Source organism: Candidatus Nitrotoga sp. AM1P, assembly GCF_013168275.1.
Lineage (GTDB): Bacteria > Pseudomonadota > Gammaproteobacteria > Burkholderiales > Gallionellaceae > Nitrotoga.
This window is the reverse complement of the sequence record NZ_AP019547.1, coordinates 486,967-507,713: the sequence shown is the minus strand read 5'-3', so window position 1 is coordinate 507,713 and position 20,747 is coordinate 486,967. Positions and strand designations below refer to the sequence as shown.

The following is a 20,747-nucleotide window of genomic DNA, read 5'->3' as shown; positions in this document are numbered from 1 at the left end:
TAGGAGAAATCATGAACACAATGACTGCAATCAAAACCTATAACAAAGTGAGGGTCGAATCCAGCGTAGCAGCAGCAGACCCGCACCAACTGATTTTGATGTTGTTCCAAGGCGCATTGTTGGCTATTGTCAATGCAAAGAACGGAATGTTACGCAAAGATACTCCTGCCAAAGGCGCTGCTATTTCCCAAGCCATTCTAATCATTGATGATGGTCTGAAAGCCAGCCTGAACATAGACGTGGGCGGCGAATTAGCACACAACCTCGCGGCCTTGTATGACTACATGACTAATCGCCTGCTGACCGCCAACTTGAAAAACGACGAAATCGCCTTGGATGAAGTTGCTCGCCTGTTGAATGATCTGAAAGGTGCTTGGGAAAGCATACGCCCAGAAGCCATCTCCACCTCATCTGCTTCATCCACCACCATTACGCGGCAACAAGCAGCCTCCACTGTTAAACCGCAAATAGTCAACGCCCAATCAACAATTTCCACCCCTCAGTCAGCAACCGTCAGACATGCCATGTCAGCTTATGGAGGTGTATAGGTAATGAACAAGAGCCTACTCGCTCTAACGCATTGCGATAGCGCGGATAAAAAATCCTGGAACCAAGTTAAAGTTTTCTAAACACTAGCCGATACCCTAAATGACGATACTTGGTTATACCAGTGACATAAGGCAAATCGAATGGTCAACAGCACAGTTATGCAATCAACAAACCAAGATTAAAGGATGTAGACCATGAATCCAGCTATCGAAAATTACGAATTTCTTTCATCTATCACCGCCCAGATGCGCGTAGCCGCCACAGATGGCCAATGGGATCAGTTGGTGGAATTGGAGAAACAGTGTAGCCAACATGTAGCAATTATGAAAACTCAAGATATGGGCATCCCGCCTAACGAGACTACACGATTGCGCAAAGTGGAGTTGATCCGTAAAATCCTCGCAGACGACGCGGAAATCCGTAACCATACTGAACCGTGGGTTGAGCAATTACAGCGCATCATGCATAGCACGGGGCAAGAACGCCGTTTGCAGCAGACCTACTCCAGCGAATATTAATAATTTAGAATGCATGCAGGCATAACCGCGCTTCAGGAAAGCGAGGGATACTGTAGCACTCTGCATAACACGCTAAATGCACATGCTGCCTGCCAAACTCCTGGATACACTCAAAGTACTCGCGCTAGCGCAAAAAACGCTTCCGACAGCTGCTCCTGACACTGCGCCTAAAACGGGGCAGTTCGAGCCGGGACAAAAAATTCAGGGCATGGTACAAAATCAAGTATCCCCGGGTTTATTTAATGTTCGTGTTGGCGAACAACTTACTCAAATGTTACTTCCAGATTTTGTCCATAGTGGCGACATGGTCAAACTACAAGTCATCGCCACAACTCCCCGCCTGACCTTTAGCATGTCCGCTTCAAACAACCCGTTATCCACACAGGAGCAATTAAGTTCGGTATCACGGCTGCTATCTGCTCTATCCCAACAACCGCGCGAGCAAATTGATATGCGCGCGATGAAAAGCTCGCCACTGTGGACAACACCCCAGACCACGCAAAGTGGGCAACTGGCCGGACTACTGCACGATGCTTTGAGTAACAGCGGTTTATTCTATGAATCACATCAGGTTCAATGGCTAGAAGGCGCGCGCAGCACTTCGCAACTTCTCCAAGAACCACAGAATTCCGCAACAGCGAACCCTTCAACAAACGTTAAAGCATTGCCTTTACCTGACGATAACATATCCTCTGCAAGCCAATTAAATACGGCAGTCTCAGCAGAAGAAAAAACTCCATTAATTGCCCTCCATCTACAACCACTCGTACAGCAACAAATCAATGCACTGGAAACACAACAGGTATTATGGCAAGGTAATATCTGGCCAGGCCAAGCCATGCAATGGAAAATTCACGAACAAGCCACACACACTCCTGCAACAGATAACCAGCAGCAATGGACCACACAAATTCATCTTGATTTGCCCAATCTGGGCATGGTTTCTGCCACATTAAATTTTAATAATGCAGGCCTAAGCCTGACACTGAATGCCAGTTCCGCGATGACACTTACCGCTCTGGGCAATGCCAGTTCGCAACTAGTCGCTACCATGTCCGACTGTGGAATTCCAATTATCAGTACGTTAATCACGCAACATGAACCCACCCAATAAACGCCAAATTGCTGTCGCACTGGCTTATCATGATCACGAATCAGCCCCCAAGGTCGTGGCACAGGGTCGTGGCTTGATCGCACAGGCAATCATCAAACACGCCAAAGAGCATGGCGTGTTTGTGCATGAATCGGAAGATCTAGTGGGATTGCTGATGCAAGTTGAACTGGATCAGCACATTCCACCGCAGCTTTATCTGGCTGTAGCGGAACTACTAGCTTGGCTATACCGCTTGGAGCATGGAGAAACTCCCGCTAAACCAGATATGTGATTGCGGAATGTAATGATAATATCGCCATCCTTTATGACTTAATATAGTTAACTCAATATGTTATTACGCTTCATAATCATGACAGCAAAAACCTCTTCACTCGATCGTTTTAGTTTAAGCATAAAAAAACTACCATCTTATTTAAGTATTACCGAAAAAAAGTCTCAGTAGGATTTTTAGAAACTTGTTGATTTTAATTTTTAATTAGGTGCAGCATGGCCAAAGAAAAAGAAATTCCGTTAAAAATAGAGCTCATTTCAGACGGTGAAGATAGTGAATTCCGCATACACTCAGACAAAGAAATTCAGTCCATACTCCGCGGTATTGTGAAATCAAGCGCGCTCGCCGCGCTTTACTATGACGATGAAAATGATTTCATTCTAACTAAGCTACTTGGGATTGACGAACAGAATGTGTGGCTGGAGATCAGCCTCAGAGAGGCTGACAATCGACGTATTCTGCCAAGCCATAAAATAATCTTTGTCAGCTCATACCTGCAAGTGAAAGTGCAGTTCGTAGCGCACCAAATCGAGAGCGCTTTATTCAAGAATAAAGAAGCATTTTGTTTGCCGATGCCCAATAGCCTGTTGTACTTACAACGGCGCGATTATTTCCGCTTAATTGTCCCCGTGAAAAAGCCACTCATTTGTGTCATTCCAGCCAAGTCAGACGCGCCAATTCTCAAGAGTAGCCCGACCATTATGGATATCAGTGTCGGGGGCGTGGCACTAGAATGCCAAGAAAATGATACTGAATTTCAACCGGGGAAAGTTTACTCAGTCTGCCATATCCATCTGCCCAATATTGGCATGCTGACTGCCACTATACTAGTAAAAAATATTTTTATAATTACCATGCATAATGGAGAGGTCAAGAAACGTGCAGGCTGCAAATTCATCCACTTGAATGGCACAATGGCCATCATGCTACAACGTTACCTTACAAACCTACAAAGCCAAAATCTCTCACAACGTTAATTAAATATGTCGATTCGGTCGACAATGAAAAAACGAGGGGTTCCCGTTATCATTTACAATGGAACGCTTGCATATTGCAATCTCATATCGTAGGGGTGCCGTTTAATAACCCCAATTCATAAACAAGCGCAAGAAAAAATATCCGAGAAGATAACCACACTGGAGGAAGCGCGCCTTCAGATAGACGATCTCGTCAACTTACAAATTCTGGCCAACGGTACCGATGAACGCTATTCAGCCAAGCTAATCGGGCTTTCCCGTGGTCACAGCGTACTTGTGACCACATCGATGATCGACGGAAAAATGAGTTAATGCGCGTTGGCCATACTTATATCTTGAGAGTGTTTTCGGGCAGGAGCGCCTTTGCCTTTACGACGCATATACTCAAAAGCCTAGATACGCCCTATCCTTATCTACACCTCGCTTATCCTCGGAAGGTTCGGTCGCTAGTCATACGTAAAAGCGATCGTGCCAAGGTCAAGTTAATTTGCGCTATCACCGGTTACGACGATGTTCAACTCCAAGAAGCCGGAACCATTGTTAATATAAGCATTGACGGTGCGATGGTTGGGGTTAAAAAGGTGTTCGGACACAAAGGCCAGAAGCTTAGCATCAAGTTCAAAGTGATCGTAAACGGTGTCGAGGCCTTCCTGAAACTCGATGCCGTTATTAAATCCGCCAATACCCATCAGTTCAATGATACCGATTTGCCATGTCAACTCGGCCTTCAATTCGTAGACGTATCCACCGAAGACTCGATTCCCTTGCTAGCGTTCGTATATCACAAGTTGATGGAACAATCGCTGTAGGTTCGATCGCTTTATAGTAACTGACCCTTAACTAGTACCATTTTTTAATGGAAGTCAAAATACTGCTGCCTTTACACTTGCATATTCATAATATCGTTATAGGCAGCGATTACCTTATTGCGAACCTGTACAGTAGCCTGAAATGAAATATTCGCTTTTTGCATATCTATCATCACATCACTCAAGCTAACTTTATCATTACCCAGTACAAATCCCTTTTGCATGGTTTCGGCGTGATTCTGCGCCTGAGCTACTCCATCCAGTGAAGATTTCAGCACACTGGCGAAATCTGTCGTTGCAATTGCGTCGACTTTCGGTGCAGACCCGCCTTGCGCGAGAACCATTGCCGCACGCATTTCAGCCAACAAACCACCCACTCCAGAGACATTCATGACTCACCTCTTCTATTGAAGCATGCACCTTATCACCCACCTTTACTATGCTAGCGCCAGAAAAGCAGCAGAATTCTCTCGCTTATCACCGTACGGTATCTGAAATGTCTGGTGATAATGCACAGCATGCGTTACTGGATCAACAATTCTTAAAGATACATCTAGAAGCGACAATGATTTTATTGCATACACCTGCACAAAGCTTTGTTACCTAGTGTGTTGGCACAACTTACGATATTTCATCTTTTTGTTCAAAAATCTATTAAGCATAAAATGCGACGAATAAAATGGCAGAGCTCAATCCAACCCCTACGCTGATACAAACGCTTTCAGGGTTCAATAGCAAGCAAAGCATAGGGCTATTGGTCGCTACTGCGGCCATGATCGCGCTACTTTTTGGCATGTGGACGTGGGGAAAAACGCCTGATTACCGCGTGTTGTATGGCAATCTTTCCGATCGCGATGGTGGAGCTATCATCGAATCGCTGCAACAAATGAACGTGCCTTATAAATTCGCTGAAGGCGGCGGTGCTCTGCTGGTCCCCGCCGATCAGGTACACGAAGTGCGTCTGCGCATGGCTTCACAAGGTCTGCCAAAGGGAAGTTTGGCCGGGTTCGAATTAATGGAAAATCAAAAGTTCGGCACCAGCCAATTTCTCGAACAGATGAATTACCAACGTGCTTTGGAAGGTGAGTTAGCACGCTCGGTGCAAACACTGGCTTCAGTGCAAAGTGCACGCGTCCACCTGGCCTTACCAAAACCAACGGTATTTGTAAAGGAACAACAGCAACCCGGTGCATCCGTGGTGTTGACACTGCATCCCGGCCGTACTTTGGATGGCAGCCAGATAAGCGGTATCGTGCATCTGATTTCCAGCAGTGTGCCGAATATGCCGGCCAAAAATGTTACCGTAGTTGACCAAAGCGGCTCTCTATTGAGCTCTGCCAAAGAAGGCAGTACCGGGCAGATGGACGCTACTCAAATCAGTTACGTACGGCAGATTGAACAGGCCTATATCAATCGTATTGAAGCCATCATCGCGCCATTAATCGGCGCTAACAATGTACGTGCGCAAGTAACGGCAGACGTCGATTTCGCACAAACCGAGCAGACCGCCGAAAGCTACAAACCCAACCAAGATCCAAAAGAATCCACTTTACGCAGCCAGCAAACCATGGCTTCGACGAATGGCGGGAACCAAAATGCATCTGGCGTACCGGGTGCCTTATCGAATCAGCCGCCAGTCCCTGCCACCGCCCCCATTGTCGCCCCGTCCAGCTCAGTGCCTGCCGCAACGAGTGGCGGCGGTGTGACCAGTTCTCTTAAGGAATCCACCGTCAATTATGAAGTGGATCGCACCATCCGCCACACCAAATTACCTGTAGGTAGCATTAAGCGCTTGTCAGTTGCAGTGGTGCTAAACAATCGTACTGTTACCGACAAAAATGGAAAGAAAAGCTCCAAACCGCTTAACGATAGCGAGAAGGAGCAAATCACCGCACTCGTGAAGGATGCTATGGGCTTCAATGTCAGCCGCGGTGACAGTCTGAACGTTCTGAACAGCGCCTTCAATGTTGAAAAAGAAACTATAACGCCAGAAGAACCCTTCTGGAAACAGCCAGAAATGATCGCGTTAGCAAAAGATTTACTAAAATATCTATTGATCACAGGCATCGGGTTATTCCTGCTATTCGGTGTCATTCGCCCAGCTTTCAGAAATTTTTCTGCCGCGTCCGCACCAACAGTGGCGAGCAAAACTGATAATGCTCTGGAAACTGCGGCTGAGGAACACAGCACAGCGCAAAATGCAGCACAGCAAACAACTAACTCCTATGAAAATAATTTAGAGGCCGCAAAAAAAATAGCAGGACAAGATCCAAAGATTGTGGCATCAGTTGTTCAGGGATGGGTGAATAGCAATGAGTGATGCAGGCATCACTAAAAGCGCAATCCTGCTCATGACACTGGGTGAGCGCGAAGCAGCAGAGGTACTCAAATATCTCGAACCAAGAGAGGTGCAGAAGATCAGTTCCGCGATGATATCGCTCAAAAACCTCACCCGCGAACAGGTTAGCAATGTTTTCGAAGAATTTCACGAAATTGCCGCACAAAAAACAACCATCGGTATGGATGCAAGCGATTATATCCGCAGCATGCTGACCCAGGCACTGGGAGACGACAAAGCGGCGGGCTTGCTCGATCGCATCTTGCACAATAGTGATACTAGCGGTATTGAAAGTCTGAAGTGGATGGATCCGGCCTCGGTCGCTGAACTGGTCTGCAACGAACACCCACAGATCATAGCCGCTATCCTGGTGCATCTCGAACCCGATATGGCTGCCAGCATCCTGGGTTTGTTGACTGAACGGACGCGTAGCGACGTACTATTACGCATTGCCACGTTGGATGGGGTGCAGCCCACCGCACTACGTGAACTTAACGATGTACTAACCAAGCTGTTAACTGGTAACGCGGTCAATAAGAAGCGCATCAAGGGCGGCGTTCGCACCGCAGCGCAAATCCTCAACTTCATGGGTAGCGTACAAGAAGGTGTCGTTATTGAAATAGTCCGCAGTCATGATGCCGACTTGGCGCAAAAAATTCTTGATGAAATGTTCGTCTTTGAAAATCTTCTGGAAGTGGATGATCGCGGTATCCAGCTCATTCTGCGTGAGGTTCAGTCCGAATCTCTAATTGTTGCACTTAAAGGCGCGAGCGAAGAACTACGTGAAAAAATCTTCAAAAATATGTCACAACGTGCTGGCGACATGCTGCGCGAAGATCTGAGTGGAAAAGGTCCAGTCAAAGTCAGCGAAGTAGAAGCAGAACAAAAAGAAATCCTCAGAATAGTAAACCGCCTTTCAGAAGAAGGTCAGGTCGCGCTAGGTGGAAAAGGGGGAGAAGAATCTTATGTCTGACGCTGTTACCCCCAAGGAACAGCTTACCGCCTATCAACGTTGGGAGCTGCCCGCCTTCGATATGGTGAAGGAAGCGGATACACCACCGCCCACGATCGATTTGCCCACTGCATCCCAGCTGGAAGATATACATATACAGGCGCATGAAGAAGGTTATCAAGCTGGTTATGCCGAGGGTATGAAACAAGCCGGCACTGAAGCACAGCGCATAACAAACATGCTGGAATCACTGAACAAAGAATTGCAGCAAGTGGATCAGCGGATCGCCCAGGAATTGCTGAATCTGGCATTAGAAATTGCTAAACAGATGTTACAACAAGCACTCAAAATAAAACCCGAACTGCTGCTAAATGTGGTGCATGCGGCTATTAATGAGTTACCGTATTTCAATCAACATGCCCATCTTGTATTGCATACTGATGATGCAGAACTACTGCGCACAAGTATGGGTGAGCAGCTGCTCCATAACGGTTGGAAAATTTTCGAGGATAACCAAATTGAACGCGGAGGTTGCCGTGTGGAAACAGCCCATAGCCAGATTGACGCTACGTTGCCCAAACGCTGGCAACGAGTAGTCGCCTCTATCGGGCAAGACAACGCATGGCTGGAATCATGACCTCCCCTACCATTCAAATCCCCCCCGTCATTCTGGCTTCCATGGACGACCATACCCAGTATTGGCAAGCCTGCCTGCAAAACAACCAGAAGTTAGTCGCACAGAGCAAACTTTTGTTAATCAGTGGCCGCTTGACCAAAGTCACCGGGCTAGTGATGGAAGCAGTCGGCTTGAAAATGGCAGTTGGCAGTACCTGTGTTATCGAATTACCCAACAATCGAATCGAAGCGGAAGTAGTCGGTTTTTCTGGGGAAAAAATATTTCTCATGCCGGAAAATGACGTTCATGGCCTGATACCCGGCGCGCGCGTAGTGCCGCTAGAGCCGGTGAGTGCGCCACTGCTGGGCGGCAAACAGCGTACCTTCCGGCGGCGCGCGACTGATCACACCCGCCACCTGCCGGTAGGTGACAAGTTGCTTGGCCGCGTGCTGGATGGAGCTGGCCGTCCATTGGATCAGTTGGGACCGCTAGTGGCAGTAACAACTGCACCCTCACAAAGTCGGCCCATCAATCCACTGAACCGCGCACCGATCGAGGATGTTCTGGATGTCGGCGTACGGGCTATTAATAATCTGCTCACTGTCGGACGCGGCCAACGCATGGGACTATTCGCTGGCAGTGGTGTAGGTAAAAGTGTATTACTCGGCATGATGGCAAGATACACCAGCGCCGATGTCATCGTGGTGGGATTAATCGGCGAGCGCGGACGCGAAGTGAAGGAATTTATCACTAATATCCTGGGGGAAGAAGGCATGGCGCGTTCAGTTGTAGTTGCAGCTCCTGCTGATACCAGTCCGCTGATGCGTTTACAAGGCGCCGCCTATGCCACCACTATCGCCGAATATTTTCGTGATCAGGGTAAGCATGTATTACTTATTATGGATTCACTCACCCGATATGCCATGGCACAGCGCGAAATTGCACTGGCGATTGGTGAACCCCCCGCCACCAAAGGCTATCCGCCTTCGGTATTCGCCAAGCTGCCCCAGTTGGTGGAACGTGCCGGTAACGGCATGGAAGACGGCGGCTCGATCACCGCGTTCTATACTGTCCTAACGGAGGGAGATGACCAACAAGATCCCATCGCCGATAGCGCACGGGCCATTTTAGATGGCCACATTGTGTTATCGCGCCGCTTGGCTGAACAAGGTCATTACCCTGCCATAGACATTGAGGCTTCCATCAGCCGCGCGATGAGTTCCCTTGTTTCTGAACAGCACTTCACTTTGGTACATCGCTTCAAACACGTATATGCACATTATCAACGTAACCACGATTTAATCAGTGTTGGCGCATATGTCAACGGCAGCGATCCATTATTGGACGAAGGGATTGTGCTCTATCCCTATATGGAACGTTTCCTCAAGCAAGGTATGTTCGAGCGTGAATCCTACGCTAGCGGTCTCACTGCCTTTAGCCATCTATTTGAAGATCTACACTGAGGTAACTAAAACATGCCCAAGATATTTTCCATGCAACCGTTGGTACATTTGGCACACCAGAAAAACGAAGATACCACCCGCAAATTCGGCCAGTTAATCCAGCAACAGCAGGCTGCACAAACCAAGCTACAGACCTTGGAACAATATCGCGAAGACTATCAGATGCGCTTACAGCAAGAGATTCAGAACGGTATCAATCAAATTAATTTGCGTAATTTTCAAAATTTCATTCGCCGTCTGGACGAAGCAGTTACACAACAACGCAATGTCCTTGAACAAATAGGCCGCTCCATCCAAGTCGGACGAAATGAGCTGGAAAATGCGCAGCGCAAAATGAGATCCTTCGATACGCTGGCACAACGCCATATAGAAAAAGAAAAAAAACTGGAAGGAAAATTAGAACAGCGACAACAGGACGAACACTCAGGACGTCACTCTGCACGCAAGGCTATGGCTGCAAAAGACGAAATCTAACTCAGGAGACATCATGCAAAACATAACCATCCCGGTGACCACGCCCGCCGTTGCGGCGCATACGCCCACAATAGCAACGGACGATGGTACGTTGCCGACAGAACCTTTCGGCAACGTACTGGCACGTCAGCTCGCGGATAGCGCCCAGCCTACAAAAACCAATGCTCCTGACACCGGCCTACCTACATCGTTCGCCACGGATAACATACTCGCCGCTACTTCCAGCACTGAGCAACCTAACGTACCACAAGCACCGACACTGGAGAGTCTCAGCACATTACCCAACGATATGCTGGCAGCATTATTACCACCTAACCTTGCACCACAAATATCCATCAGCCGCGCACAGCCGACTCAATTAGAAGCGCTCACACACAATCGAGCACAATCTATCGCTACGAATAATAAAGTATCTTTAGGGTACAACACACCTGCCACCCAACTGGAAATTTTTAATTCCGGCTCTGGTAGCAAAAGCATGACATTATTGGCCGATGCACAACTCACACCCGAATCCCTCACTCAAGCAGGCGCGCCACAGCCTAATGCAACGACTCTGGCTGCACTACAAGCTCCAGTGTCAAATGTCACGCACTTAAATTCACCGATATCACTTTCCGTAGACATGCCCGTGACACATAAGGCTTGGGCCGATGAGTTTAGCCAGAAAATTGTTTGGGTGGCTACCCAGCATGGACAAACTGCAGAACTGCACCTGAATCCGCCGCAACTCGGCCCAGTGGATATATTAATAAAAGTAGATGGTGATCAAGCTACTGCACTTTTCACTTCAGCGCATGCCGTTGTACGCGATGCAATAGAACAGGCACTGCCTAAGCTTCGTGAAATGCTGGCCGATAATGGAATTATGCTGAGCAATGCCACAGTAAGCGACCAATCTCCCAGAGAACAGCAAACGAAACAAACTGACCAACAGCATAGAAAAGAAAGCCGGCAAGCAAAAATAGATGAAACTATCCTCGTCGGCAGTACCCAAGTCAGGCCTGGGCGCTATCAACTGGGATCAGTGGATACGTTTGCCTGATAAATAACACAATCAATACGTTATGCGAGTTCCTATTTTAGGGAGTTAGAAATAGCCACGGCTTTATCTTCTCCTCTCAACAGAAAAGAAAACTACGTTACCAAACCAGAACATTACTAAATGCCAAGTTGACGGGAATTCTCCGTCTTATTCCATTTATCATACCGATTGAATTTCTCTGATAATTCAACTCAGAAAATTAAGGAGCTGCAATGGTAAAACCGGTCACTAAAAAAACAGAGTCGGATCCTCTGCCCACTGAAGTCAAGACAAAACCAAAAAGCAAAAAAATATTGTTCATCATCCTAGGTAGTGTCTTGGTTTTAGGGATTGCAGGTGGCGCAGGATGGTATTTTACCAAAGGCGAAAATCACAACGGCAAAAGCGACAAAAAGACTACAAAATCATCTGAGCACATAAAGTTTATTGCGCTGGAACCTTTTACGGTTAACTTGCAACGCGAGACAGCTGACCAATTTTTACAAATCGGCATCACACTAAAAATCGTTCAGCCAGAACTGGAAGAAAAAATTAAGCAAAACCTTCCAGAAATTCGCAGCCGCCTGCTGGTTCTGCTGTCCGGCAAATACCCTTCAGAATTGACTGCATCCAAAGGCAAAAAAAAACTCGTCAATGAAATTATTGCTGAAACCGAGATCGTGCTTGGCCTGCGTACTGCACCCGCCGTCTCCCATGCGATTGCTGATGTAAGTGCAAAATCCGATGCTGCCTCCAGCGTGGAAGCAACTAGTCCAGTAGAAGCCACCAACTCCGAAGAGTCACCCGTCACATCAGATTCAAAAGTGGAATCCGCCAAACCCAGCGGCGAAAAGGAGAACAGCATCGTGGACGTTCTGTTTACCTCTTTCATCATCCAGTGATAAGGTCATGAGTGATTTTCTCTCTCAGGACGAAGTTGACTCACTGCTCAAAGGAGTAACCGGAGAGCCAGATGAGGTTGCTGCCCCAGCCGAGGCACCAGGCACTGTACGCCCGTATAACATGGGTACGCAGGAACGAATCGTGCGTGGGCGTATGCCCACGATGGAAATCCTCAATGAACGTTTTGCGCGCCTGTTCAGGATAACTTTATTCAACTTGATCCGGCGCACTGCGGAAATTTCAGTGGGACCCATACGCGTACAGAAATTCAGCGAATTCCTCCGCAATCTACCGATACCTGCCAACATCAACATCGTGCAAGCCAAGCCTTTACGGGGCAACGCACTGTTTATTTTTGATCCCAACCTGGTTTTTTTAGTAGTAGACAGCATGTTCGGTGGTGATGGGCGATTTCACACCCGGGTTGAGGGACGCGAATTTACCCAGACCGAACAGCGCATCATCCAGCAATTACTCTCGGCCGTATTCGAGTCTTATAACAAAGCTTGGCAAGCGGTATATCCGTTGAAATTTGAGTTTGTGCGCTCGGAATTAAACCCGCAGTTCGCCAATATCGCCACACCAAACGAAGTTGTTGTAACCACCACTTTCGACATTGAATTCGGCGGCGTAGGCGGTGCATTTCATGTATTAATACCCTATTCCATGATAGAGCCAATCCGCGAGCTGCTCTATAGCAGCATGCAAGGCGACCATATGGCTGTAGACAAGCGATGGCTGCACACACTATCCAAACAAATACAATCCGCAGAAATTGAACTGACTGCGATTCTCGGTCAAGCTCAAATTACATTTGAACAGGTGCTGGGAATGCGCAATGGTGATTTCATTCCATTAGATATAGAAGACAGTATTACAGCACTAGTGGACGAAGTACCCGTAATGAAATGCAAGTACGGTATTTTCAACAACCAGTACGCTCTTAAAGTAGAACAAATGCTCAGCAACACAAAAGGCAATTTGGCTAATGGAGACAATGATGACTGACGACAATATGGATGAAATTAGCGCCGATGACTGGGGTGCAGCAATGGCTGAACAGACTTCCGCCACCCCGTCCAGCGAATCACAACCCGCTGCTCAACCGCATGCATACTCACAATTCACCAGCGCAGCGGGTACAGCTGTCCATAACGATCTCGATATGATCATGGACATCCCGGTTCAACTAACGGTCGAGCTTGGCCGCACCAAGATGCCCATCAAAAATCTGCTGCAACTGGCGCAAGGATCGGTGGTGGAACTAACCGGCCAGGCGGGCGAACCGCTCGATGTAATGATCAATGGCTTTCTGATCGCGCAAGGTGAGGTCGTCGTCGTAAACGAGAAAATCGGTATCCGCCTCACCGACGTTATTACCCCATCTGAACGTTTACGCCGTCTCAGCCGATGAAATGAAAACTTTCGGCAACTTGTTTAACCAACCAGGATTTATCTGCGCGCGCCTCTGCCTCATCGTCGGCTTTTACACACCGCTGCTCGCAACAGCGCAAAACACACGCCCTGCTTACACGCCTCCGCCACCTGCAACAATGTCGTCCGGCAGCATCATGCAGGTCATTTTCAGCTTGTTACTGGTATTAGCAGCGGTGGTGCTGGTTGCATGGATATTAAAACGCATCAATCTACCTCAACATGCCGCCGGCAACCTGATTAAAGTGCAAGCTGCGGTGGCGGTAGGTCAACGCGAACGCATCGTACTAGTGGAAATCAACGATACCTGGCTGGTCGTAGGCGTTGCGCCCGGACAGGTGCGCACCCTGCACAGCATGCCTAAAGCCGAATTACCCACAACACAAGTAAGCATGGCTATCAATACCAATGGGAAATTCCAGGCTTGGCTGAAACAAATGATGGAAAAGCGTAATGCGCCTTAGTTCACTTCTAGTAGCAACCCTGCTATTTGGCCTAATCCCCGCAGCATTTGCGGTCGACCTTGGCCTGCCCGCATTTACCAGCACCGCGACATCAGGTGGTGGGCAGACCTACTCGCTTAGCTTACAAACGCTGCTTCTGCTGACCTCGCTAAGTTTTTTACCGGCCGTAATGCTGCTGATGACCAGTTTCACCCGCATCATTATCGTGCTATCGCTGTTACGTTCCGCTCTCGGCACGCCCTCTTCTCCGCCCAATCAGGTATTGATCGGACTAGCCTTGTTTCTCACTTTCTTCGTTATGTCGCCGGTACTGGATAAAATTTATACTGATGCCTACCTGCCATTCAGCGAGAACAAACTGACGCTGGCACAAGCATTCGATACCGGCAGCGTACCGCTCAAAGCATTTATGCTGAGGCAAACACGTGAAAAAGACCTCGCTCTTTTCGTTCAAATTTCCAATAGCGAGCCGCTGCAAAGTGCGGATCAGGTCCCCCTAAAAATCCTGGTGCCCGCCTATGTCATCAGCGAACTAAAAACAGCCTTCCAGATTGGTTTCGTAATATTTATCCCGTTCCTCATCATCGACATGGTAGTGGCCAGCATACTGATGTCTATGGGTATGATGATGGTATCGCCAGCGATGATTTCATTGCCCTTCAAGATCATGCTATTCGTGCTGGCAGATGGCTGGAACCTGCTGATCGGATCGCTGGTGCATAGTTTTTATACTTGAGGCCAAACAACGATGACCCCTGAAAGCGTAATGACACTTGGTCGCCAGGCACTGGAGCTAACCCTGATGGTATCAGCCCCTGCACTGTTAACGGCTCTAATTATCGGACTGCTGATCAGTATTTTTCAGGCCGCCACCCAAATTAACGAAATGACTCTGTCGTTTATTCCAAAACTAATCGGTATGTTTGGAGTGCTGATCATCACCGGTCCGTGGATGGTGGGCATGATGCTGGATTATATCCAACGCCTGTTCAGCAGCATTCCCTGGTTGGTTGGGTAATGATGTCCCAGATAAGTGCGCAATGACGATCTCACCCGTTAAATAATCGCAATGATTACTGTCACCAGCGCCCAGTTATCCTCCTGGCTCGCCCTATTCATTTTTCCGTTTGTGCGCATCCTGGCCATGATCGCCAGTTCACCTATCCTGGGCCACAAACAAGTTCCGGTACGTATAAAAATCGGCTTGTCCATACTGTTGACCATAATTATGGTACCTACCTTAACTGTACAGTCCAATGTTGATCCAGCTTCTGCGCCTGGTTTTTTTATTCTGATCCAACAACTTCTAGCGGGGCTGGCTATAGGTTTTACCATGCGCCTGATTTTCACGGCCATAGAAATGGCCGGGGATATAATCGGAATTCAAATGGGATTAGGTTTCGCTATTTTCTATGACCCGCAGAACACGTCCTATACACCAGTGATAGCGCAAATTTTAAGCGTCCTCGCTATGCTCGTCTTTCTCAGTTTCAACGGACATCTCATTATGCTGGAAGCGTTAGCAGACAGCTTCCGCGCCTTTCCTGTTAATAGCGCAGTCCCTGCGGCAATCGCGCTGCATACTCTGGCTTCATGGGGCGGTAGCATTTTCTCTAACGCGCTACAACTAAGCTTGCCGGTGATCGGCGCGCTGCTAATTTCTAATTTTGCACTCGGCATCCTAACCCGTAGCGCACCACAACTAAACATCTTCGCGGTTGGCTTCCCGATTACTTTAACAATTGGTTTGGCAACGGTGACGCTGTTACTACCCCATATAGTACCGCTACTGGAAAACATCACTCACACCAGCCTGGACACTGTGCAGCGCGTCATGCGACTACTTGGCAAATCGTAAGGGCACCTTTAAAAAATCCAATTTTGCGAGCAGCCGCTTTGCGGCTTACCTGCTTACCCCGTTTCGTCACAATACGGCGTTCTCGAAAAACTTACCGCTTACATATCAACTATATGCCGCGCTAAAATTTTTTACTCTCGCCTTGTCTTGCCTAGAAACTTGAATTTTTTTAAGGCGCCCATAATAAACTCGAGGTCGAATAGTTACACTCATTTCCCCAAAATGGCCCAGTGCATTTCATGCAATGGCACCACCTTTTTTGCTGCGCCCAGCTTAATGGCTTCCTTGGGCATACCGAACACAACACACGTAGCTTCATCCTGTGCCACCGTGGGAGTTCTCTTCCACAACTAACGGAGTAAGCACCAAACAAAGTACAACACCACACTATCGATCTGGCCAGGATATGTTTGAACATATCTGCCAGTCTGCCATTAATCAGCACAGTGACCAGCCCGATCCACTTCAAACTTCACTTGACCGTATCAATAGGTTTCTTCAACTTTGCTCTGCTCTGCGAGTAATTGCATAGCTGCAAGAAAATTATCGACTCTACTAACAAATTGGCTTCCGGAGAGTTCAAGACCTAAAATCGGAGAAAATTCTTTCAGCTTTTTGAATGCCACTTCCAGCAGTTGGACCAGCTCTGCAGGTGACAAAAAAATTAGTCCGGCAAAGCGAGTAGAGAACTCAGTCAGCCGCAGAGAACCTTGTTCCGCAGAAACGTTTGCTGCTAGTTCGCAAAGTTCATTGGCAAAGGCTGCAATTTGCTGCTGCAGCTCGACAGGTCTCGCGGGTTTCGGCAGCTTTCCGAAACCAAGGTATTGGATGCTTCCTCGTATAGCTTCGGGAAATTTCCAGCGTGCGGCAACTGCCATACCAAGATTACTGTAGCCGATCCCGAGTACCCGAGTCGAAGCCGCCTCGTCGTTCAAACCGTACTCTTCGATTAACCGCTCTATCTCATGAAACTCCTCTTGGAAATAAAAAATGGTGAGACTCTTGCCAAGCCGGTGGAACATTCCGCATATGAAAGCCTCCTCGGCCAAGTCCTGATGCCCGAGACGGATGGCGAAATGGCGACTAATAAATGCGCTTACGAAAGAGCTGATCAACGCGTCCTTAAGGTTTTGATCTCCGCCTTTCAAAGCATCAAAATACACAAGGCCGTTACAGGTCATGCGAATGACGTTCATACCAAGCCGGTGGATCGCATTCGATATTGTCTTGACGCCATGACCCGTGCCTCCGTAAAAGGATGAATTCGCAAGTTGAAGCAACTTATTAGTGATGGCGTAATCCCTAAGCACGATATTGGTCAACAGATCAACATTCGAGTCGTTGTTTTCCTCGGTTAGACGATTGATTTCTACCAAATTATTCGAAAGAGCGGGGAAGGCTGATTTTCGCTCCAGGCGTTTAAGCAGAAACATGACGGTGCTGTGATCGACACCGCGGTCATCCGGCTCGAGTAATTCGAGCAGTTCGTCAACGACAAGTTTCATTTCGGCGGCGTCGGCAAAACGACTAGCAGCATCGTGGCTCAGCGCACGCTGGATCACCGCCTGTAGCCTTGTGTCCAAGCCCAGTCGGTCCATGTCTCCCAAGTCCAGATCGCTATCTGCTATTGCATTGATGAGTACTTGCAGGTTTTCCGCTGGCACGGGTGATCTACCGCTCACCATTTCGAAAAGGATTAGGCCCAGTACGAAAATGTCCGAGCGAGCAGTCAACGGACGATTGTTGAAATGTTCCGGCGACATATAAAGTGGCGATCCTCTCAGCTCGTCGCCACAGACGGCTGCGTCCACGCCGGCGAATTTTGCAAGCCCGAAATCCATGATACGGGGTACGCCGGCTGTGTCGACCATGATGTTGCTCGGTGACAGATCTAAGTGCAGGATACCCTGCGCATGGGCGCATGCAACGCCAGCAAGCACCGCACTGAATATGGATAAAGCCTCCTGCACCGGCATGGCACCGTTCTGCAGCCGTTTATCGCGGAGAGTCATTCCTTCGACGTAGGCAAAAACAAGATACGGAAAGTCCCGATACATTCCAGCCTCATACAATGGCACGATGTTCGGATGTTCCAGCCTGGCGACAATGCGCGCTTCACTCGGAAAGATTTCGCGGTTTTGGGATGGCTTGTCGCCGCCGGTAGGATTCAACCACTTGATCGCTACCTGCCTTTCCAAAACTGGATCAAAAGCCAGAAAGACCTTCCCTTGAAGGCCACTGCCAAGCCAGCGGCGGATAATGAACCGCCCCATTTTAAGTTGCTCATTACGCGGCATTGATGGTTTTCTCACACTAATGACCCTCCATTACCTGATCGCGCGGAATTGCTCCGGCGCATTGTTTTGCACTGCAAAATTTCGAGCCATATTACAATCTGATTAAGCCAGCGTCGCAGATGCTGGTGTAAATTTACAATGACTTTTGTCAGCGGGCTATGCAACTAGACCAATGCTGCACTCCAATGCGACAAACAGCAAGGTATCCAAATGCAAGGATGTTTCCCGTCCTGCGAAACTATAAAGTCAGTCATTTAATAGTACGATTCGTCATACCCGCGAAGACCAGAATCCGAACGTTCTAATCAAACTATTTAATGGCCGACTCTATAGCACAAACAGTGAAATCCATAACAAGTGAAATTGGAATTGTTCTGGTAAAATCGGCAGCAAAACAAGTAACTGTAAGTATTTTTACGAAAAAATATTTAGGTATAAAAATTTGCTCCTAAACTTATTTTGTAACTTGCCATTTATATGGCTTAATTCAGAACGAGTGGAGATTTTTATATTAAGCTCCTTGAAATGTGCTTGTCAGTTTGAATCCGTCATTTGATCCATTATTGACAAGCCATATCAATAGCTTGTCACTGCGATCTCTATGATACCAAACGATATCGCCATCTTGGGAAGTGATCAACATCCCGACGGGCAACGCTAAAATATACAAACATCGCCACATGACAACTGCCCGCAATACGATGTATGAAGAAATGGCCCATCAGTCGATCGAGGAAGATCCACATTATGTGACAACGATCACAGAAATGGCGGACCATAAGGAAGTAATTTCCTCTGAGGACATTTACACATCCAATGGAATCAAGTTAATTACAAAGAACACGATGATTGGCAGTAATCAGCGTGAAGGGTTGATAAAGCACAAGCTATGTAAACCGATCGACCAAAGCCTCATAGTCCAGAACGGTGTCACGGTGGAATCCTTGGCAAAAGAGATCGCCCGTCTAATTAAAGAAAACCCCAGTCTGCAATATTTGGCGGGCTTCAATGGGGATTTACGGGCTCTGCCTCAAGAACTCGTCCTTTTGGTGCTATCGCCGCATATGGCGTTCAAGCTTACTGTTGCCAAAGAGCAGCATCCGCATCTATTCCAGCACCTACTGCTTGTGACCTTGATTGCCCACTACCTGGCAGTACGTAAAAAACTGTCAGGAACGGACATGGAGAATCTGCTGTGTGCAGCCCTGTTTCACGACTTGGGCGAGCTTCATATCAACCCTGCCTTGCTGAACTCAAAAAATCACCTCAGTGAAATCGAGCGGTGCCACATCTATGCGCATCCAATTACAGGCTATCTTATTGTTCGTGAAGTGGCAGGTATTGACCCAGCTGTTTCGACCGCAATTCTGCAGCACCATGAGAGGCAGGACGGCAGCGGTTATCCCTATGGGTTGCATGGTGAGCAAATTGGAATCATAGCCCGTATCGTCAGCGTTGCCGATGTCTGTGCTTCCATTTTTGCGCGTTTTGGTTCCAATCTGCGGTTAGCCACTTTGATGCGCCTGAATGTAAAAAAGTACGATCCTGAATTGCTTTCCTTTTTACATGAGGGGTTCGGTCGCATGAACAATTGCTCTGTTGCCGCCAACATTGCTGAACTACCCCGGCTCGAAGCGGTTTCCCAACTATTTGAGACATGGAGTGAGTTTCGTGCCGTCCTTGGTCTGTTAGCTACTGACAATAGCAGTCCGCCTGGAGAACTGGAGTTTATATTCGATCGCATGGCAAATTTACGTTCAATGCTTTTTCAATTCGGCTTCGACCCGGGCAGTTTGGAGTTGCTGGTCGAAATCGCAATGGCTGATCCCGAGATTTCCAACGAATTGACTGCGGTGCTAGACGAATTAGATTGGCAATTCATAGATCTCGAACGGGAGATTTGCCGCCGCAGAGAGATCATCCGTGTAGTCTTGAACGAAGGTGAAAACCATCATCTCGATAACTGGACTAAAGAACTGCTTGGCTACCTCACAACGCAATGACATTTCAACAGTGTGTTGCGAAAATGAATGCAGCACTACACTAGGAGCCTGTCGAACTTCACTTGTAACCTATTGATTATACCGATGCGCCAAGAATACCTCTCCAGTGAAATTCCTCGCTCGACCTCCAAACTTCCTTGCTATGGTGATTGCACTCTTGCCTTTGATATATCCGAACACGTTCGAAACCGCGTACTTCGGCGGTATGCTCAGACATATATGTGCATGATCTGACATCAGATGCCCTTCCACCACTTCCACTTCCTTGTGCTTCGCCAATTCTCGAAATATCGCACCAAGGTGCTAGCGCAATACTCCGAATATTTTCTTCTTTTACATCTTCGGGATAAACACCACATGATATTTACAATCCCATCTCGTATGCGCGAGGTTCTGGTACTCTTTCATTTGTGAATCTCCTTCGTCTTTTGGTCAAGACTCGGAGATTCTCTCCGACCGTCGCATAGGTCAAACCTTGGTGAATCCCCCGGCAGAGGGTTTACCTCAGTGAATTACTGAATACATCGGGATATTTTACAAACGACAACGTATACAAGTTCGGCTGGGCTATCTATCGCCCGTTGCATTTGAACGCCAGTTCTATGAAAAAGGACTGATAGCACGACCCCGACAACCGACCTCAAATAAGTGGGTTAGCATGAATCAATACATTTAAGGTCCAA

At 47.8% G+C, this 20,747-nt stretch carries 24 protein-coding genes and 1 pseudogene; 21 read left to right on the top strand and 4 right to left on the bottom strand.

What is annotated here, in order from left to right; genetic code table 11:
• The first annotated feature begins 11 nt into the window (after window positions 1–11).
• From fliS to W01_RS14620, 6 genes are all read left to right on the top strand, one after another.
• Window positions 12–548, top strand: a complete 537-nt coding sequence (fliS, locus tag W01_RS02295) for a flagellar export chaperone FliS (protein WP_173052018.1) — start codon at window positions 12–14, stop codon at window positions 546–548.
• A 195-nt stretch (window positions 549–743) separates the two neighbouring features.
• The gene (locus W01_RS02290) at window positions 744–1,067 is read left to right on the top strand and encodes a flagellar protein FliT (RefSeq protein WP_173052017.1); all 324 of its coding nucleotides are present in this window, start codon (window positions 744–746) and stop codon (window positions 1,065–1,067) included.
• Window positions 1,068–1,143: 76 nt separating this feature from the next.
• Entirely contained in the window at window positions 1,144–2,181 is a 1,038-nt protein-coding gene (fliK, locus tag W01_RS02285) for a flagellar hook-length control protein FliK (protein ID WP_173052016.1), read from the top strand.
• Window positions 2,165–2,452 carry an EscU/YscU/HrcU family type III secretion system export apparatus switch protein gene (locus W01_RS02280; protein ID WP_173052015.1) on the top strand — a complete coding sequence of 96 codons (288 nt, stop codon included), beginning with the start codon at window positions 2,165–2,167 and terminating at the stop codon, window positions 2,450–2,452. Before fliK ends, W01_RS02280 begins: the two co-directional genes overlap by 17 nt.
• 215 nt (window positions 2,453–2,667) lie before the next feature.
• A complete protein-coding gene (locus W01_RS02275; RefSeq protein ID WP_173052014.1) occupies window positions 2,668–3,429 on the top strand; it encodes a flagellar brake protein in 762 nt (253 codons plus the stop codon).
• Between the two features lie 284 nt (window positions 3,430–3,713).
• Window positions 3,714–4,238 carry a flagellar brake domain-containing protein gene (locus W01_RS14620; protein ID WP_445082543.1) on the top strand — a complete coding sequence of 175 codons (525 nt, stop codon included), beginning with the start codon at window positions 3,714–3,716 and terminating at the stop codon, window positions 4,236–4,238.
• Between the two features lie 71 nt (window positions 4,239–4,309).
• Here W01_RS14620 and fliE read toward each other — a convergent pair whose 3' ends face one another.
• Window positions 4,310–4,630 carry a flagellar hook-basal body complex protein FliE gene (gene fliE, locus W01_RS02265; RefSeq protein ID WP_173052012.1) on the bottom strand — a complete coding sequence of 107 codons (321 nt, stop codon included), beginning with the start codon at window positions 4,628–4,630 and terminating at the stop codon, window positions 4,310–4,312.
• A gap of 287 nt (window positions 4,631–4,917) precedes the next feature.
• Here fliE and fliF point away from each other — a divergent pair, with 287 nt between their 5' ends.
• From fliF to fliR, 13 genes are all read left to right on the top strand, one after another.
• Window positions 4,918–6,558 (top strand): flagellar basal-body MS-ring/collar protein FliF, encoded by a 1,641-nt coding sequence (gene fliF / locus W01_RS02260; protein WP_173052011.1) that lies wholly within the window; start codon window positions 4,918–4,920, stop codon window positions 6,556–6,558.
• Entirely contained in the window at window positions 6,551–7,549 is a 999-nt protein-coding gene (gene fliG / locus W01_RS02255) for a flagellar motor switch protein FliG (protein WP_173052010.1), read from the top strand. The genes fliF and fliG overlap by 8 nt, the downstream gene beginning before the upstream one ends.
• Entirely contained in the window at window positions 7,542–8,165 is a 624-nt protein-coding gene (locus tag W01_RS02250) for a flagellar assembly protein FliH (RefSeq protein WP_173052009.1), read from the top strand. The genes fliG and W01_RS02250 overlap by 8 nt, the downstream gene beginning before the upstream one ends.
• Window positions 8,162–9,607 (top strand): flagellar protein export ATPase FliI, encoded by a 1,446-nt coding sequence (gene fliI / locus W01_RS02245; protein WP_445082539.1) that lies wholly within the window; start codon window positions 8,162–8,164, stop codon window positions 9,605–9,607. Before W01_RS02250 ends, fliI begins: the two co-directional genes overlap by 4 nt.
• Before the next feature lie 12 nt (window positions 9,608–9,619).
• A complete protein-coding gene (gene fliJ, locus W01_RS02240; RefSeq protein WP_173052008.1) occupies window positions 9,620–10,081 on the top strand; it encodes a flagellar export protein FliJ in 462 nt (153 codons plus the stop codon).
• 13 nt (window positions 10,082–10,094) lie between these two features.
• The gene (locus tag W01_RS02235) at window positions 10,095–11,126 is read left to right on the top strand and encodes a flagellar hook-length control protein FliK (RefSeq protein ID WP_173052007.1); all 1,032 of its coding nucleotides are present in this window, start codon (window positions 10,095–10,097) and stop codon (window positions 11,124–11,126) included.
• Between the two features lie 212 nt (window positions 11,127–11,338).
• Window positions 11,339–12,007, top strand: a complete 669-nt coding sequence (locus W01_RS02230; protein WP_173052006.1) for a flagellar basal body-associated FliL family protein — start codon at window positions 11,339–11,341, stop codon at window positions 12,005–12,007.
• Between the two features lie 7 nt (window positions 12,008–12,014).
• On the top strand, window positions 12,015–13,016 hold the full coding sequence (fliM, locus tag W01_RS02225) for a flagellar motor switch protein FliM (RefSeq protein ID WP_173052005.1): 1,002 nt from the start codon (window positions 12,015–12,017) through the stop codon (window positions 13,014–13,016).
• Window positions 13,009–13,422: a flagellar motor switch protein FliN gene (fliN, locus tag W01_RS02220; RefSeq protein ID WP_173052004.1), complete on the top strand. Its 414-nt coding sequence runs from the start codon at window positions 13,009–13,011 to the stop codon at window positions 13,420–13,422. The genes fliM and fliN overlap by 8 nt, the downstream gene beginning before the upstream one ends.
• A 1-nt stretch (window position 13,423) precedes the next feature.
• On the top strand, window positions 13,424–13,906 hold the full coding sequence (gene fliO / locus W01_RS02215) for a flagellar biosynthetic protein FliO (RefSeq protein ID WP_173052003.1): 483 nt from the start codon (window positions 13,424–13,426) through the stop codon (window positions 13,904–13,906).
• Window positions 13,896–14,642 carry a flagellar type III secretion system pore protein FliP gene (gene fliP / locus W01_RS02210; RefSeq protein ID WP_173052002.1) on the top strand — a complete coding sequence of 249 codons (747 nt, stop codon included), beginning with the start codon at window positions 13,896–13,898 and terminating at the stop codon, window positions 14,640–14,642. Before fliO ends, fliP begins: the two co-directional genes overlap by 11 nt.
• 12 nt (window positions 14,643–14,654) lie before the next feature.
• Window positions 14,655–14,924 carry a flagellar biosynthesis protein FliQ gene (fliQ, locus tag W01_RS02205; protein ID WP_173052001.1) on the top strand — a complete coding sequence of 90 codons (270 nt, stop codon included), beginning with the start codon at window positions 14,655–14,657 and terminating at the stop codon, window positions 14,922–14,924.
• 51 nt (window positions 14,925–14,975) lie between these two features.
• The gene (fliR, locus tag W01_RS02200) at window positions 14,976–15,764 is read left to right on the top strand and encodes a flagellar biosynthetic protein FliR (protein ID WP_173052000.1); all 789 of its coding nucleotides are present in this window, start codon (window positions 14,976–14,978) and stop codon (window positions 15,762–15,764) included.
• A 209-nt stretch (window positions 15,765–15,973) separates the two neighbouring features.
• On the opposite strand, the gene W01_RS02195 is transcribed toward fliR, so the two are convergent.
• Window positions 15,974–16,093: a chemotaxis protein CheB gene (locus tag W01_RS02195; protein ID WP_320416772.1), complete on the bottom strand. Its 120-nt coding sequence runs from the start codon at window positions 16,091–16,093 to the stop codon at window positions 15,974–15,976.
• Between the two features lie 156 nt (window positions 16,094–16,249).
• Window positions 16,250–18,076 (bottom strand): serine/threonine protein kinase, encoded by a 1,827-nt coding sequence (locus W01_RS02190; protein ID WP_173051999.1) that lies wholly within the window; start codon window positions 18,074–18,076, stop codon window positions 16,250–16,252.
• Window positions 18,077–18,693: 617 nt separating this feature from the next.
• Here W01_RS02190 and W01_RS02185 point away from each other — a divergent pair.
• On the top strand, window positions 18,694–20,064 hold the full coding sequence (locus W01_RS02185; RefSeq protein WP_173051998.1) for an HD-GYP domain-containing protein: 1,371 nt from the start codon (window positions 18,694–18,696) through the stop codon (window positions 20,062–20,064).
• A 78-nt stretch (window positions 20,065–20,142) separates the two neighbouring features.
• Here the strand turns inward: W01_RS02185 and tnpA are convergent.
• Window positions 20,143–20,472, bottom strand: a pseudogene (gene tnpA / locus W01_RS02180) (IS200/IS605 family transposase); the annotation flags it as partial.
• Between the two features lie 103 nt (window positions 20,473–20,575).
• Between tnpA and W01_RS14530 the strand changes: the two are divergent.
• Complete coding sequence (locus W01_RS14530) at window positions 20,576–20,740, top strand: IS3 family transposase (protein ID WP_445082542.1); 165 nt, start codon at window positions 20,576–20,578, stop codon at window positions 20,738–20,740.
• Window positions 20,741–20,747 lie beyond the last annotated feature (7 nt).

What these genes read in the sequence shown, in the direction of transcription:
- fliJ (WP_173052008.1), top strand. Translation starts at nt 9,620, where the DNA reads ATGCCCAAGATATTTTCCATGCAACCGTTGGTACATTTGGCACACCAG.
- fliP (WP_173052002.1), top strand. Translation starts at nt 13,896, where the DNA reads ATGCGCCTTAGTTCACTTCTAGTAGCAACCCTGCTATTTGGCCTAATC.
- W01_RS02275 (WP_173052014.1), top strand. Translation starts at nt 2,668, where the DNA reads ATGGCCAAAGAAAAAGAAATTCCGTTAAAAATAGAGCTCATTTCAGAC.
- fliF (WP_173052011.1), top strand. Translation starts at nt 4,918, where the DNA reads ATGGCAGAGCTCAATCCAACCCCTACGCTGATACAAACGCTTTCAGGG.
- fliM (WP_173052005.1), top strand. Translation starts at nt 12,015, where the DNA reads ATGAGTGATTTTCTCTCTCAGGACGAAGTTGACTCACTGCTCAAAGGA.
- W01_RS02280 (WP_173052015.1), top strand. Translation starts at nt 2,165, where the DNA reads ATGAACCCACCCAATAAACGCCAAATTGCTGTCGCACTGGCTTATCAT.
- fliI (WP_445082539.1), top strand. Translation starts at nt 8,162, where the DNA reads ATGACCTCCCCTACCATTCAAATCCCCCCCGTCATTCTGGCTTCCATG.
- W01_RS02230 (WP_173052006.1), top strand. Translation starts at nt 11,339, where the DNA reads ATGGTAAAACCGGTCACTAAAAAAACAGAGTCGGATCCTCTGCCCACT.
- fliO (WP_173052003.1), top strand. Translation starts at nt 13,424, where the DNA reads ATGAAAACTTTCGGCAACTTGTTTAACCAACCAGGATTTATCTGCGCG.
- fliR (WP_173052000.1), top strand. Translation starts at nt 14,976, where the DNA reads ATGATTACTGTCACCAGCGCCCAGTTATCCTCCTGGCTCGCCCTATTC.
- W01_RS02290 (WP_173052017.1), top strand. Translation starts at nt 744, where the DNA reads ATGAATCCAGCTATCGAAAATTACGAATTTCTTTCATCTATCACCGCC.
- fliE (WP_173052012.1), bottom strand. Translation starts at nt 4,630, where the DNA reads ATGAATGTCTCTGGAGTGGGTGGTTTGTTGGCTGAAATGCGTGCGGCA.
- fliK (WP_173052016.1), top strand. Translation starts at nt 1,144, where the DNA reads ATGCACATGCTGCCTGCCAAACTCCTGGATACACTCAAAGTACTCGCG.
- fliG (WP_173052010.1), top strand. Translation starts at nt 6,551, where the DNA reads ATGAGTGATGCAGGCATCACTAAAAGCGCAATCCTGCTCATGACACTG.
- fliS (WP_173052018.1), top strand. Translation starts at nt 12, where the DNA reads ATGAACACAATGACTGCAATCAAAACCTATAACAAAGTGAGGGTCGAA.
- fliQ (WP_173052001.1), top strand. Translation starts at nt 14,655, where the DNA reads ATGACCCCTGAAAGCGTAATGACACTTGGTCGCCAGGCACTGGAGCTA.
- fliN (WP_173052004.1), top strand. Translation starts at nt 13,009, where the DNA reads ATGACTGACGACAATATGGATGAAATTAGCGCCGATGACTGGGGTGCA.
- W01_RS02250 (WP_173052009.1), top strand. Translation starts at nt 7,542, where the DNA reads ATGTCTGACGCTGTTACCCCCAAGGAACAGCTTACCGCCTATCAACGT.
- W01_RS02235 (WP_173052007.1), top strand. Translation starts at nt 10,095, where the DNA reads ATGCAAAACATAACCATCCCGGTGACCACGCCCGCCGTTGCGGCGCAT.